9 protein-coding genes are annotated in these 14,894 nt (G+C 52.7%); 1 reads left to right on the top strand and 8 read right to left on the bottom strand.

Translation table 11 applies throughout. The annotated features are described in order from the left end of the window. Nucleotides 1-323: 323 nt before the first annotated feature. The 8 genes from ACOYW0_RS19475 to ACOYW0_RS19440 all read right to left on the bottom strand — a co-directional run bounded on the left by ACOYW0_RS19475 (nt 324) and on the right by ACOYW0_RS19440 (nt 13,196). Nucleotides 324-2,450 carry a TonB-dependent receptor gene (locus ACOYW0_RS19475; RefSeq protein ID WP_482415445.1) on the bottom strand — a complete coding sequence of 709 codons (2,127 nt, stop codon included), beginning with the start codon at nt 2,448-2,450 and terminating at the stop codon, nt 324-326. Nucleotides 2,451-2,783: 333 nt separating this feature from the next. Beyond that, the gene (locus tag ACOYW0_RS19470; protein WP_482415444.1) at nt 2,784-3,803 is read right to left on the bottom strand and encodes a helix-turn-helix domain-containing protein; all 1,020 of its coding nucleotides are present in this window, start codon (nt 3,801-3,803) and stop codon (nt 2,784-2,786) included. Between the two features lie 14 nt (nt 3,804-3,817). After that, entirely contained in the window at nt 3,818-4,891 is a 1,074-nt protein-coding gene (locus ACOYW0_RS19465) for a methyltransferase family protein (RefSeq protein ID WP_482415443.1), read from the bottom strand. Between the two features lie 425 nt (nt 4,892-5,316). Beyond that, nucleotides 5,317-7,071, bottom strand: a complete 1,755-nt coding sequence (locus tag ACOYW0_RS19460) for an ABC transporter ATP-binding protein (protein ID WP_482415442.1) — start codon at nt 7,069-7,071, stop codon at nt 5,317-5,319. After that, complete coding sequence (locus ACOYW0_RS19455) at nt 7,065-8,849, bottom strand: ABC transporter ATP-binding protein (protein ID WP_482415441.1); 1,785 nt, start codon at nt 8,847-8,849, stop codon at nt 7,065-7,067. Before ACOYW0_RS19455 ends, ACOYW0_RS19460 begins: the two co-directional genes overlap by 7 nt. 370 nt (nt 8,850-9,219) lie before the next feature. After that, complete coding sequence (locus ACOYW0_RS19450) at nt 9,220-9,999, bottom strand: ABC transporter ATP-binding protein (protein ID WP_482415440.1); 780 nt, start codon at nt 9,997-9,999, stop codon at nt 9,220-9,222. Then, the gene (locus ACOYW0_RS19445) at nt 9,996-11,075 is read right to left on the bottom strand and encodes a FecCD family ABC transporter permease (RefSeq protein ID WP_482415439.1); all 1,080 of its coding nucleotides are present in this window, start codon (nt 11,073-11,075) and stop codon (nt 9,996-9,998) included. The genes ACOYW0_RS19450 and ACOYW0_RS19445 overlap by 4 nt, the downstream gene beginning before the upstream one ends. A 114-nt stretch (nt 11,076-11,189) precedes the next feature. After that, entirely contained in the window at nt 11,190-13,196 is a 2,007-nt protein-coding gene (locus tag ACOYW0_RS19440) for a TonB-dependent receptor (RefSeq protein WP_482415438.1), read from the bottom strand. 480 nt (nt 13,197-13,676) lie between these two features. Here ACOYW0_RS19440 and ACOYW0_RS19435 point away from each other — a divergent pair, with 480 nt between their 5' ends. Continuing rightward, nucleotides 13,677-14,675, top strand: coding sequence for a helix-turn-helix transcriptional regulator (locus ACOYW0_RS19435; RefSeq protein ID WP_482415437.1), 999 nt, complete (start codon nt 13,677-13,679; stop codon nt 14,673-14,675). Nucleotides 14,676-14,894 lie beyond the last annotated feature (219 nt).

The raw sequence follows: 14,894 nt of genomic DNA, 5'->3' as shown, positions 1-14,894 counted from the left end.
GGTTTCCAAACTTATTTTAGAAACCCAACATTTTTCGGCAAAAATCAAACCAGTTACCACATGCCGCAAGCCATGCCACCAGCATTGAAACGCCCCGGATTCTCGAAGAATATCACAGGAATCGTACATGCGAATAATTATTGAATCTCTGAGAAACTATCTGTGCCACAGTGTCCCGCCTGTGTAAAATCGTGATGCCATCGAATAAAATCTGCACCTCAAACGTCAACCACCAAAACAAAAAAAATGCCGCCATGATTTACCACGTGAAATAAGAGGTAAGTCGCTGCGGCATTTACGGGTGTTTCGGCCTGCTTTACGCCTCAGAATCGGACGGTCGCCATGACCCCAAAAGTTTGCGGTTGCCCGACATTGGCCATGAGCCCGATTGAATTGGTTCGACCAAAACTGAAATACTCTTCATCAAATAAGTTTGTTCCGTATAGATAGATATCTGCAATCGAGCCTTCGTACCCTATTTTAGCATTGTATATTTCATAGGCGCCCTGACTCACGGTGTTGACATCATCAAAATAATTCTCGCCATAGCCCTGCATGCCTACTCTCGTATAGAACCCTGTGGCATGCCTGTACTGAACAGCCAGGTTCAAGGTGTAGTCTGGGGTACGAACGAGCTTTTTGCCCGAGCAGTCAATTCCGGCAGTGTTTGTGTATTGATCGTATTCTGCATCGACCAAGCCAAATGAAGCCATGATGTCGAGCCCTTTGACGGGCCTTGCATTGAGCTCGAGCTCAACGCCCTGGGAGTGAGCTTCACCGGCATTGGAGGTAATATAGGTAAGGGGATCAGGCGCATAGTAGACATGCATATCGCTGATATCCATATAAAAAATATTGGCATTGCAAACCAATTTGTTGCGAAACCATGAGGTCTTCACCCCAAGTTCATAATCGATTGAAGACTGCTCTTCGAATTTGGCCTGCTCTTTGATGTTTTCACAGAGGTTGAACCCACCGGCAAGATAGCCCTTGGTAACACTTGCATAGACCATGGCATCCTCCGTTGGTTTCCAGGAGAGAACCCCCTTTGGAAGAAGAGAATCCCAGTTGTCCTGGATGGTGTAGGTTACAAGGGCCGGCTTTGGCGCCCCGGGTGTGCTGAAGGGATCAGCCGCTAAAATCTCACCTGTATCGTTTCGGGTCACCTCGTAGCGATAATCCATGGACTTGTTGACCCTTTCATACCTCAGGCCCGCAGTTAATGCGAGACTGCCCGGAAGAGGAAATGTCATCTGGGTAAAGGCCGCCACGGTATCTTCTTGTGTTTCATCTGCCCAGTTGTATTTTACGTCATAGCCGTACCAGGCCTTGGTATCAATAAGCATCGCGTTATTTTCATAGTCGAGGATATCACTCGAATAGTAAACACCACCAAGCCATTTAATACCCTCATTCTTGCTCGGTGATTGAAGGCGAAACTCCTGTGAAAAGATGCGATTATCAGAATTGCACAGACTGACGGGTTTCGTCTTGCTGACATAGCACTGGTCCATCCATGCATCCATTTTATCGTAGCTATAGGTCCCAATGGATGTAAAATCGAACGAATCTCCTTCATAGCTAATATTCAACGCGGCATTTGAGGTACTTGGTTCCGATTTATCGTGGGGATTTTTATACGCATGGTATTCAGTCACCCCCGCGTTCGCGGCATTTTGTACACCACTGCCATCCCATCTTTGGGACATTCCGGCATGAAGATTAGCCTCCAACCGGTCCGTCAAAAGCCACCTGAAACGAGATCTCAAATTCAAGACTTCCTCGTCATCGAATGTACCGCCATCGGGATGATCATTTTCCATGAAGCCGTCCGTGGTATAGTATCTTCCCGAAAGTGAGAGCGAAAGCTTATCTTTGATGAGAGGAGTATTCATGAACCCCTTGATGCCATACGAGTCGTATTCAGCGGCTTGTGCCGTCACCTCGCCCTCAAACTCATTGCCCGGCTTTTTGGAAATGACGTTTATGACGCCGCCAATGGCGTTTTTTCCGTACAACGTCCCCTGAGAGCCTCGAAGCACCTCGACTCTCTCCACATTTGTCATGTCGACCGCATAATTGGAGTAATGATCCTGAGCAATACCGTCAATAAAAATGACCACGGGATTCTTCCCCGTAAACTGGCTGATGCTTATCCCCCTGAAATTGATCTCGTTATAGCCCTGCATGGAAGACCCGAAATACATATTCGGTACAAACCCTACAAGATCCCCCACGTCCTCGATGTCGGAATCGTCCAGATCTATTTTCGAAAAGGCAGAAATTGCCGACGGAACGTCTTGAATGTTTTCTTCCCGCTTGTCTGCCGTGACTGTCATTGATTCAAGCCCATGCTCATCATCCTTTTCGGCGTAACACAGACCCGGGAGAACAAAGAGTGGAACAGCTGCGAACAAAACCGCACAAAAAAACCATCTACATTTCATCATGTCTCATACGTCCCCATCCAAATACTACAATTCTGTTACAATGATAAATCGTTATCACTCCATTTACAGAGCCCTTGCCCCGATAGATGACACAACGAAGCTCCTTTTGATTTTTAACGTGATTTCCAAGACGTGAAACATCCGAGATGTGCTAACGTGGAAGATGGTCTTAGGCCTAATTCAAATGGTGGATGATACGTGGAAAAAAGGAACATCCGAGAGAAAATCTGAATAATTGCCAAGCAGAAAAAGGAAAAACCGAATATCCAAAAGCCTGCAGAAAAACGAGCATGACTTAAAATCAGGCCATGGACGGGCTTGGTAGTACCAAGCTTACAGCACCCCTCGATTCCGTCTGACAAAGACCCCCGGGTTGACACCGAAAATGGTGCGATAGGCCCTGATAAAATGACTGACGTTGGCGTAACCTACATCGTAGGCGGCTTCACTGACGTTTTTCGCCCCCGCTTCCAGCCACGTCCGGGCCACTTCCATCTTGTAACGCCTCAGGTAGTCAAAAATCGTCGTACCGTAAACGGTACGAAAATTTGCTTTGAGCTTTGTTTCGTTGATGCCCGTTTGCCTTGCCAAAAGTGCGATGGTGGGAGGCTCTTTCAAGTCGGCGACCAGACAGTCACGTGCTTCATGAATTCGATCGATATCCCGCCGGGTAAGCCCCTTTTCTGAGCCGCAAGGGGAGGATGAAAGGGCGCTTGTCTGAAGTGAAAGAAGCTCCAGGGCCTTGCTTTCGAAAAAAAGATCCCGGCACCCCCCGGTAAAGGGGCAGGTGAGAAGCTGGTGGCAAGCCAACTGAATGGACGGAGAGAGGGTCTCTTTCAAGACAAACTTGTCTTTGATCTCTCCTTCTGAGGTGAGCCTGAAGCGATCCGGAAAGTCCGCAACGGCATCCCCCACCAGTGCATGAAAAAGAATGGGATCGACCTGAAGCCCCACAATGCACATCTCGGACGTACAGACAGAAGTACACCGCCCCGAAATGTCAGGGGCGTAGCGCGCGGACATGGTTTTGCCCTCATTCCAGAACACCGATGGGGAAGGCCCCAACCCCACGATATCGCATTGCCCTGAACCGCTAAGCCAGTAATCAAACTCAATGGGAGCACCGGCAATTTCAAAGTCCATCACCATGCGCCAGCTCCCGCAAAACCGGCCCACCGTGACGGTAAGTCCCTGGCGAATGGGGATCACTTTATAGAAAGAGGTATCTTCCGGCAGACCCGATAGGGAGCTGACGCCTTCTCCATAGGGCTCGGTCTCGGAGGTCTTTCGATAGTCACTGGAAAAAAAAGTTTGAACGTTGTCTGTGGTCTCCTGCTGAATGTCCCGACTCATCGCGATTCTCTTTTTTAAGATACTGCCACACGTGCAGCGATCGTCAACGTGTTGTCATACGACTCGGACTCCGGCCCAGTGATGGCAAAATCAAAAAAGCCTGCCTTGGAGAGTGCCTCGGTGAGGCATTTCTCTGAGATCACATGGGTGGGGTACCCCCCCAAACGCGACATGTACTCCATAACCAGCTGGCCCTTAAGAGCTTCTCCTTTCACTTCCAAGGACATGTGACGGGAAACGATCACACCGCCCGGGTTCAACGCAGCACGGACCCGTTTCAGAAAATCGACGAGGCGATGATCCAGGCTCCACGAATAGAGATAGTTGGAGACAAACACCAAGTCATATCCCGTCCCGAAATCACCCCCGGCCTCAAGATCGACCCCCCTGGCCTCAATCCGATCCCCGTACCCCTCGGTGGCAATATATGGGGCAGCCAACGCCGCCACCTCCGGCAGGTCACACACAACGGCTGAAAGAAGCGGGTTGCGGTCCAGGATTCCCATGGAATAATAACCGTAACTCCCCGCAATATCGCACATCCTCCGCATAGAGGAAAATTCGGGTAAAGAGGCAATAAACGTCACAGCGCTTTGGATGCTGCCCCCCCTTCCACTCTGGAGCATGGTCTCCACCATCTCAGCATTGGCCCAACTCTTCTCATCCCGGGGAGGGGCTCCCAGGGTCATGATCTTTTCAGCTTTTCCCAAAAGGTTGGAAACATGTCCCATGGACGTCAGCACCCGCCCCTGGAAGGCCGAAGAAGAGGAGACAAAAAAGGTTTGCGAAACAGGGGTCAAGGCGTATCCCGACTTTTCCTCGATTAAATAGCCACTTTCATTGAGAACACCCAGAAGAGCCATGGTCATCTCTTCATCGGTTCCCAATGCAACGAAAAGTCCCTCCGCGTCCATGGGCCCATCGGCAAGAGCATCAAACACCCCAAGATCCACAGCCAGCCGAATAATCTGAGGAATGTAAGAAGTAAACAGCATGTTGCCGGTTTCTTTAAAATCTACATTAAGCTTTGGGGCAATCATGGAACATTCCTTTACAAGAAACGAGAAGATATAATTTTTCACTTCCACGCATGCTATTCAAACAACGAATGGCGTGTCAAGCTATTTTTGGGTATACTAACTTTTAGAGGCAATCCTACTTCCGCCATCTCCCTCTTTGACTCAAAACGCTTCAACCTGAAACAGATACTACCGATTCAACACGGTGAAAAAATAAGCCGGGAGGGCGGACAGGCTGAAGTCTAACAGCCCCCGGAATGCCTCGAAAAACGGAAGGCATGCTCCATCCTATCTCCCCCCCCCCGTGGTAGAGCGTTTGGCCCGGTTAGCTCATGAAAACCAAACGGCAACCCACCGTTTGCGGGTAAATGTCCCGACCCGGCGAGGCGAAAGCAGTCACCTTACCTGACGCTTGGAAGAAGGCCAGGCAACCGGGAGCGCCCATGGCTTGAGCAGGATCGAACTCGCCTCGTGGGCTACACGAAACGCCACCGTCAGCCTGCCAGCCCAAGCCGCCTCTTGGCCCCAAACTTCCACCCTTTGGTCTGCTGCTGCTCATTCCAGAGCGTCGCATACAGGCCGTCCCCATCCAGAAGGTCGTCATGGGTCCCCTGCTCGATGATCCGTCCTTTGTCGAGGACAAGAATCTGATCGGCATGCACAATGGTGCTCAGGCGATGAGCGATCACAACAAGGGTCTTTGACTTGACAAGATCGCCAATGGCCTGTTGCAGGTGCATCTCATTTTCCGGGTCAAGGGACGCGGTGGCTTCGTCCAGTAAAACAATGGGTGCATCCTTTAAGATCGCCCGAGCGATGGATATTCTCTGCTTTTCCCCCCCGGAGAGAGTAGCGCCCCCTTCTCCCACCATGGAGTCGTATCCATCCTCAAGCCGCTCAATGAATTCATGGCACCGGGCCACCTTGGCAGCGGCCATAACCTCTTCCCGGGTAGCGTCCTTTTTGCCCACACGAATATTGTTGAAAATCGTATCCTGAAAGAGGTAGACATCCTGGAAAACCATGCTGATCATGTTGTGGAGGTCGTCGGTTTTCATCTCCCTGACATCCACGCCGCCGATGGAGACGCAGCCGGAGTCAACATCCCAGAAACGGGAGACAAGGCTCGTCATCGTAGTTTTTCCGCCCCCGGAAGGTCCCACCAGGGCCGTGATGCTCTGTTCTGGAAAGGTGGCATGAATGCCCGAAAGCACCTCGGTGCCATCGTAACCGAAGCTCACGTTGGAAAAAGCGATGTCATGGTTGTCCGGAACCTTCCCTGAGACCGGTTCGGGAAGGGGGGGAGTGGCCAAAACGTCGGTAACCCGAGATGCGGCAAGACTCATGTAGCGCATCTCCGAGACAAACAGCCCGAAGTTACTCAAGGGCTCAAAAAATTTATACCCCATGACGAGAAATATCATCAAAATGGGGATGGTGATGCTCCCATGCACGTAAAGATGCATCCCCAAAAGCAAAAGACCGACAAATCCAAGTTCCAGGACGGTCAGAAAAACCATAACCGGGCCTGCTGCCGCGGCCTCCAACCTGATGCTGTCGGATTTGAATTTCGCAAGCACGTCGTCAAGGCGATGAAATCTTGAGCCGGTAAGGTTGAAGGCCTTTAAAACCTTGATACCCTGGAGGTACTCCAACAGGCGAGAGCTGACACGGTTGCGGGTAAGGATATGTTCCCGCCCAAACCAGGCGATGATTTTCTGTCCCGCTATCAAGGCCGGGACCGCCAGGATCACTGCCGCCACCATAAAGGATGCCATCCTGGCATCGGCAACAAAAAAAACCAGCGCCATGATCCCCGGAATGATGAGACAAGCCAGGGCATCGACAAAAAGGTGGCTGAAGACCTGCTCTACCTTCGCCATGTCCTGAAGGAGAAGGGCAGTGATGTCGCCGGGGTCCCTTTTTTTAAAAAAACCCATGGAGAGCTTTCTCAAGTGATCGCCAAGCCTCAGGCGTGCCTCGGCAGCAAGGGTATAGCTCGTCATATATGATTTGGTGTGGGCCTTCATGGCGAGACGTATATTGAAAACGAGAATCACCGCCATTATTCCGAACAACCAGGCGATACGAGCAAAGTTAATCTCGGCCCGAGGTTTCAACAGCTCCATGAGAACGACAAAAAGAAAACCGTATGGCGCACCGTTCAGCATCATGTGAAGGGTATTTATCCACGTGGCCGCATAAATAGGACGCATGTTCCCCGCAATGACCTTAAGGGACTTCAACATGACTCACCTCCATTAATAGAAAAGCTCCAGTATTTAGCCGCTGTGTGGGCATCCCACATGCCACGGTACAGCCCCCCTTGTTCCACCAGGGTTTCGTGGGGGCCTCTCTCGGCCACACCGCCGTCATCGATGACCAAGATGGTATCCGCATCTGTGATGGTGGAAAGGCGGTGCGCAATGACAATCACGGTCCGACCTGTCATGACCTCGGAAAATGCAGCCTGGATCTTCGATTCATTTTCCGCATCAGCATAGGCTGTGGCCTCGTCCAGAATGACGATGGGGGCATTTTTCAAGAAAATACGGGCCAGTGAAAGCCTCTGTCTCTCCCCACCGCTGAGGTGAACCTCTCCGCCCTCCCCGATGCGGGTATACAGGCCTTTGGGAAGCGAATTAATAAAGTCCATGCACTGGGCCGCTTCCGCAGCCTTTAACACCTCATCTTCCGTCACGCCTTCCATGCCCATGCGGATATTTTCATAGACCGTATCGCTGAACATGAACGCATCCTGGAACACGAACCCAAAAAGATTCATCAGGCGCTCATGGGGAATCTCACGTATATCGACACCTCCCACTAGAATCTCTCCACCCTGCACGTCCCACATGCGCAAGAGGAGCTGGGCGATGGTACTTTTCCCGGCCCCGCTGGCACCCACCAACGCTGTGACCGACCCCTCTTCAACAAAAAATGACGTATTCCGAAGCACCAGTCGCTCGTCGTATCCGAAGGAGACATTCCGAAACTCAATGGAATGCCGTTCCGGTAACACAGGTGTTGCAGCGTCTTTAATTCCGGGTTGTTTAAGAATCGCATCCAGCCGCGAGACCCCCTCCACGATGCGGCTCATGGTGCCACCCATGAGGGCCACTTTTAAGAGAGGCAACATGTACCCCGACCCCAGCATCAAAAAAAGGAGCAGTGCGGAAAGAGAAAGGCTCCCCTTCATATAAAACCAGATGCCGGCCGGCAGGATAAAAAAGAGAGACGAGGTGGTGATAACAGTAAACGCCGCCCAGGGTGGCGCAGCCTTTTCCGTCCACAGGTTCACGAAGTCCCGGTACGCATACACAGACGCCTTTAGCCTTGAAAAGGAGTTCACACTCTGGTTGAACACCTTCACAACCGGCATGCCCCGAACATACTCGACCATGTTCCCGTTCATGGCTTCCAGGGAATCGTGGTAGTTTTTCATCAGCTCATCCCGGTCTCCGCTCCCAAAGGCGAAGTACTGAAGGCACAGGGCCAGGGGCAAGGGGATAAGGGCCACCAGGGCCATTCGCCAATCCACGGCAAAAAGACAGGCCACAGTGACAACAGGAAGTACAACCCCGCTGGCCAGGTCGGGCACATGATGGGCGATGAACTGCTCAATCTCCTCCACGTCTTCCATGAGTATTTTTTTAATCTCACCACTGCGTGTCTCGCTGAAATAGCCCATGTGAAGCGTTCCCAAATGGCGCGCAAGGGCTGCACGCAATCCGTAGAGGATATTGAACGCCGCCACGTGGGAAAACATGGTGGAAGCGAGCAAAAGGAAAAAACGCCCCAACACCCCGGCCACCGCCCACAATGCCAGACGGGTGACATACGGATAGTCCTGAGGACCGAAGGTGGGGTCCAGCAGCTTGATGATGCTTAAATAAATGGTGATGTATGGAACCATCGCACACAGCGAGCTGAGACCCGCCAGCAGGACGGATACGATCAGGTGCCACTTTTTCTGGCCGGCAATGGCCAAGAGCCTGCCGAATCCCGCCCGGTTTTTAGCGTTCATAACCATTTCTCCCAAATAATGACGAGTGAATCTGAGGGCCCCAGCCGAGCTGCACACACAACCCCAGACAAAATTTAGCGGGGCAATACAAAATAGTAGATGGCCAAATTATTTAGGCTCAGCGTAATTACTTGTCAACTCAAAGGGAGGATCTCCCCGTTTCGGGGTACAAATACATCGCCACGGAGCATCCAAACCGCCAATGCTCTGCTATCAACATGCAAAAAAGGCCCCCTGAAAGATCACAGGGGGCCTTGCTGTCATGACGGCCCAAACAGAGCTTAACCCGGATTGTTGAAAAAACCGCCCAGGCCGAGCCAATGTCTTGATGCCTTGAATAGGGGTGCACTCGGCTCATGAAATATCCCGGCTAAGACGGATTTAAGTCCCTTGCCACAGGAACAACGGTAACCCTTCCTTTTTCTTTACCGACCAACGCACTCACCCCATACACTGCAGACAGATTTTTCCGTGTCAAAACGCGTTCAGGTTCGCCCTGGACGTAAACCCGCCCCCCCTTCATCATCGCAATGGAGTCGGCATACCTGGCGGCAAGGTTCAAATCATGCATCACCATGAAGACCGAAAGCCCCTTTTCCCGTGCATAAAAAGACACCGTATCCATCAGATCCAGCTGGTGGGCGATATCAAGGGCCGACGTGGGTTCGTCCAGGAGCATGCACTCAGGTTGCTGGGCAAGGGCTCTGGCCACCATGACCCGCTGTTGCTGTCCTCCGGACAATCGTTGAAAAGGCCTCATGGCAATCTCTTCAAGCCCCATCTGAATCAGGGTATCAATGACAATATCCATATCTTTTGCGCTGCTTTTCCATGAAACATGGGGCCTTCGCCCCATGAGAACCAGATCAAACACCGACATGGGAAATGCCAGGTGGAACCGCTGGGGCACATACCCGATACGCCGCGCAATGTCGCTTCGCGTCATGTTCCGTGGGTCACGACCGCCCAAAAGGACCGTCCCTCCCGAAGGGGTCACAAGGGCCTCGATGCATTTTACAAGGGTGCTCTTTCCGCTTCCGTTGGGCCCCACCACACAGGTGACCTGCGACGGTTGCGCCACCATATCCACCCCATTGAGCACCTTCCGTCGTCCATAGGAAAACGAGAGGTTTTCTATCTCTATTTTCATGTTGCCCCTCCCCGCTCCCTGCGAATCAGAAAGATCAAAAGCGGCACCCCGAGAAAAGCCGTCACCGCCCCCACAGGCAGGATCACCGGTGACAGGGCAGCCCGAGCCAGGGTGTCGGATGCCATGAGAAGAATAGCCCCCACCAGGGCAGACGCCGGAACAAGAAATCGGACATCGCTTCCGATGACAAGACGCACCATATGGGGGGCCACGAGCCCGACAAACCCGATGGTCCCGGTAAAACTAACCACCCCGGCCACAAGCAGGGAACAGACCACCATGGAGAAAGCCCGGGTAAACGCCACCGGAACCCCCAGGCTCATGGCAGCATCGTCCCCGGCATTCATGATATTGAGATCCCTGCTTCGCCAGAAGAGCAGCACCAGCCCGGTGCACACCAGGGGGAATAGCACGGTCAACTTCCCCCAATCCGACCGACCCAGGTTTCCCACGCTCCAGAACACAGCGGCCTTGACCGCGTCGGAATCTCCGAAGTACTGAACGATGGTGGTCAGTGCCTGGAAAAAGAAGAGAAGGGCCAAGCCGGTGAGCACCATGGATTCCGGGGTGGCCGAACCGCCGCCGGACAACACCATGATGAGACCGGAAGCCATGAGGGCAAAAAGAAAAGCGTTGCCGATAACCATGTAAGGCCCCCCGAGGACCCCGACCCCAAAGATAAGGGCCAGGGAAGCGCCGAACCCTGCAGCCGATGCAATGCCCAGCATGTACGGATCGGCCAGGGGGTTCCTCAGCACCACCTGCATGACGGCACCGGAGCCCCCCAGTGCCATCCCCGCCAACAGCCCCAAAAAAATACGGGGAAGCCTCAGTTGCCAGACGATGAGGTCAACCTGGGAAGAGACGCCCCCGGCCCCTGCCGACAACACCCCGGACAGGCTCCGGAACACATCGCCGGGGGAGAGGGACACACATCCCGAGGCCACAGAAAAAAGGACCATCAGGCACAACACGGGAACAGCGGCCACGATAAACATTTTTTTCCGCCCCCTGTGCACCAGGTACGCATTGTTGATACAGGCACGCTCCATTCGGGCGGCCATGGTTTTATCCACGTGAGGCCTCCTCCATCGGAGGTTCCACACACCATCGGCATGAAACCCCATGAAAAAATTCAGGTTTAACGGTTCAAATCAAAAAACGCTTCCGGCGGCCCTGTCGAAAGCCGATCAGAACCTGCAGGCCACTTTGACGCCCACTTCCCGCGGGGGGCTGTACACATTGTAGAACCCGCCAAAATACCCGATGGCGTTGTACTCCTCGTCAAACAGGTTGTCGGCGTAGACATAGATATCCAGGTGATCCGTTTCGTACCCTACCTTGGCGTTAACCACGCCGTAGGCATCGCGTTTGTAGACGTTCTTCTTGTCCAGGTACATCTCCCCTGTGCCCACATAAGACAGGTTGGTGAAGATACCGACGGGGTGACGGTACAAGCCGTTGAGGCTGCAAGTGTAATCGGGGGCGTAGGGGTTCTTGTTGCCGTCGTAATCGCCTTCCGCATCGCTGTAGTCTTTGAAGGCGGTGCGGTTGTAGCCAAAGGTGCCGGACAGGGTCAGGCCGGTGGTCACCCGCCCGGTGACCTCCACCTCGGCACCTGTGGAGTAGGCCTCGGCCGCGTTCTCTGTATAGTTTTCCCCAGGACCGCCAGAATCAACACGCACCTGCATGTCGCTGATATCCATGTAATACACCGATGCGTTCACCCTGAGCCGGTTTCCCAGCCATTGATTCTTGGTGCCGATCTCATAGGAAATAAGGGACTCTTCATCGTAGGTTTCAGGGTCCGTAGCGCCTGCATGGTCGTTGAACCCGCCTTTTCGATACCCCTTGGACGCCCCGGCATACACCATCATCTCAGGGGTTGCCGCGTACTTGAAGCTGAGCTTCGGGGAGATCTCGGACCAGGATTCATCGATTTCACGGGACCGTATTGAGTCGTCGAACTCTCCTTCGGCCCAGTCGTAACGCACGCCGGTGACCACGGAAAGCTTGTCCGTGAGTGATTTTTCGCCGTGAACAAACAGCCCCAGGCCTTTGCCCGAGGTGTTGTGATTTTCCTCCACCTTACCGTCCACCAAATTGATATCGGTAAAATCGTTGTCATCCATGTCGGCGTACACGCCGGTCACCACGCTGGCCCCCTCGCCTTTCCAGGAAAACTTCAGCTCTTCGGAGACATTCCGCAGGGTATTGTCCATCTCCTTATGCATGACGGCATAGGGGGTAAAGTCCCAGTCATTCTGGTAGTGGCTGCGATACCGCCTCCGGGTTGTGACGGACTCAATCTTGCAATGTTCACTCATATCCCAGGCCACCTTCAGAGCCTGCATGTTGGACTCGCTCTTGTTCCATCCCTGGAGGTCGGAATCAACCTCACGTTCCTTAGGGGTCAGCCCTAACATGTTGATACTTTCCGGTCCCAGTGCCAGTCCCTGTGCTCCGTCGTCATGCTTGAGCCCGCTGGCAATCAGCGAAATATCCAGAGTAGAACTCGGCGTCCACCGAAGAATGGCCTTGCCGTAATCATAGTCCCGGTTGTTGCCCATCTTCCCGGTGTTGGTGTTTTTGATGTAGCCGTCCTTTTCGTAGTGAAGGGCGGACAGGCTGAAAGCGAGCACGTCTTTTTTTATCGGGCTGCTCAGGCTCGCCGTGAGCCTCAGTTTGTCGTCCTCCCCCGCCTCGAGGCTTGCCTTTCCTCTAACCTCATTGTCCGGCTGACGGGTAATGACGTTGATGGCACCGGCTTCGGTGCCTCCCCCGTAGAGTGTCCCCTGGGGCCCGCGGAGCACTTCAACCCGTTCGATATCCAAAAGCTGGTCATTGAACCCCGTGGCCGTAAGAATGGGAACCCCGTCCACAAAGAGCCCCACGGGAGACGTTCCACTGGACTCCTGATGTATCCCTCGGATAGAAGGGGTCGAAAGACCCACGATTCCGGTGTCGAAGTTTATAAAGTTGGGTGTAAAATCCGCCACATCCGATATGGAGTGAATACGCCTGTCTTCAATCTCCATACCGGTTAAAGCCGTGACGCTCACCGGGACCTTCTGGAGATCCTCTTCCTGTTTTTCCGCCGTGACGGTCAGGTTTTCCAGAGAGAGCGGTTCTTCCGCTCCGGCCGTGCCGATAAACAAAAGTAAAAAAAACAAAAAAACAGATAAACGAATACGCATAACAATTCCTCTTTTCTGTCAGGAGCCGCCCGACACGGGAATTTCGTTATTCCATGGATGGTCGGCGACGGTTCATAAAAAGCGGCTGCTGTGTTGTTAACGCGCTTAAGGCCCATGGAGACGATGACACAACACACCCTTGCACGCTTGGGAGTTTACCGACCATACACCAGGTGAGAGTCATTGCTTTTTGCATATTCACTAATAAATTTAGCCCTCCCGAGATTTGCGTCTAACCTCGTTTTTCTCCTTCCTACCATGAAATAAAAACCATTGATTTTTGATTTAGCCCAACCTAACATATCAAGGAAGCACTAAGATCAGCAAAAATCATTCTCTTATTCCCGGACTGACCACCTTTATGTAAAGGAAACGCCAATCGAGCGTAATCGGGTGACAAGTCAAAACCAAATGCAGCTGACCTTTCAATATTTATCCCCGACAGGGCTGCCGGTAAAAAAGACCAGGAGACGTGGCAGGATGCACACTATTTCCATCAACGATTTTGACGATTTCCTCACAGAAAAATTGATACAGAACTGTGATTCCTACCACGAGAACCAGAAAGCCTGGGAGTCCAAAACAGGCCGTGGTACAGTCAACGAAATGCCTATTCGACCGGGCCTCAACCTTCTCATCGAAAACTTCGAGTTCCGTAAACCCGTGGCCGCCTCCATGGAAGTTCAGCCGTCGCCCATTGAAATCTTCTTCTGCATCTCGGGCTCCCTCCAAAGCCATGTGGACAGGCTTGACAAACAACTGACCATTGATGCGGGAAACGCCAGTTTTTTCCTGGCGCCAAAGCTTGAGTGCGCCACCGTTATTTCATCCGATGACCCCTTGAAGCTCATTACCATCCGCTTTTCACCGGAAGTGCTGTGCACCGAAATCAAGGGCCTTTCAAAGGTCCTCCCTCCCCAGATCACCGCCCCCCGAAGCCTGACGGATGAAACAAGCATCATCAGCAACATCCCCATGACTTCGGACATGAAAATGGCCATCATCCAAATCCTCGGCTGCCCGTATACAGAAGCCTTCCGCAGGGTCTACTTAGAGAGCAAAGCCATTGAGCTCATTGTCCTGTACTTTGCAGCCCTGCAACACACCCAAAAGGATTTCCACTTCACCGCCCCGGCTTTCACCACAAGCGACATCGCAAAAATCCATGAAGCCAAAGCCATCTTGGGACAAGATTTTGAAAACCCACCCCAACTCAATGAACTTGCAAGGCAGGTGGGCATGAACAAGGACAAACTCAACCAGGGATTCCACAAAGTCTTTGGAACCAGCGTATTCGGATGTTTCAGACAACAAAAAATGGAAGAGGCCAAAAAACTGTTGGAGAGCAGGGAGATGAACGTCACGGAGGTGGCCTACACCGTGGGCTACTCCCAGCCAGGGACCTTTTCCCGTGCGTTCAAGCAGTTCTACGGCATCAGCCCCAAGGCCTACCACCGACGGGTCTCAGCTGAACTTTGAATTCCCGGCGGCAACCTGCTTTCCAGCGGGTTGCCCCCCTTGTCCGGTCGTTCCCTTCCCCACACAACGCGTTCCCAACACTGCCAACGCAGGGCTGCACCTTTTTTCCGTCGCCATGCAACGTGCCCTCCCCCCGAAAAATGATACGCATAGACCCCAAAGCCGGGGGTGACATCTCTCAGTCAGGGCAGATGCCGCCCAAAGGATAATTCCCTCCAC

The organism is Desulfoluna sp. HI9BLuna (genome assembly GCF_056829775.1).
This window is presented reverse-complemented; position numbering and strand designations above follow the sequence as displayed.

Coding starts and splice junctions, on each gene's coding strand:
- ACOYW0_RS19450 (WP_482415440.1), bottom strand. CDS start 9,999: ATGAAAATAGAGATAGAAAACCTCTCGTTTTCCTATGGACGACGGAAG.
- ACOYW0_RS19460 (WP_482415442.1), bottom strand. CDS start 7,071: ATGTTGAAGTCCCTTAAGGTCATTGCGGGGAACATGCGTCCTATTTAT.
- ACOYW0_RS19475 (WP_482415445.1), bottom strand. CDS start 2,450: ATGATGAAATGTAGATGGTTTTTTTGTGCGGTTTTGTTCGCAGCTGTT.
- ACOYW0_RS19440 (WP_482415438.1), bottom strand. CDS start 13,196: ATGCGTATTCGTTTATCTGTTTTTTTGTTTTTTTTACTTTTGTTTATC.
- ACOYW0_RS19435 (WP_482415437.1), top strand. CDS start 13,677: ATGCACACTATTTCCATCAACGATTTTGACGATTTCCTCACAGAAAAA.
- ACOYW0_RS19470 (WP_482415444.1), bottom strand. CDS start 3,803: ATGAGTCGGGACATTCAGCAGGAGACCACAGACAACGTTCAAACTTTT.
- ACOYW0_RS19455 (WP_482415441.1), bottom strand. CDS start 8,849: ATGAACGCTAAAAACCGGGCGGGATTCGGCAGGCTCTTGGCCATTGCC.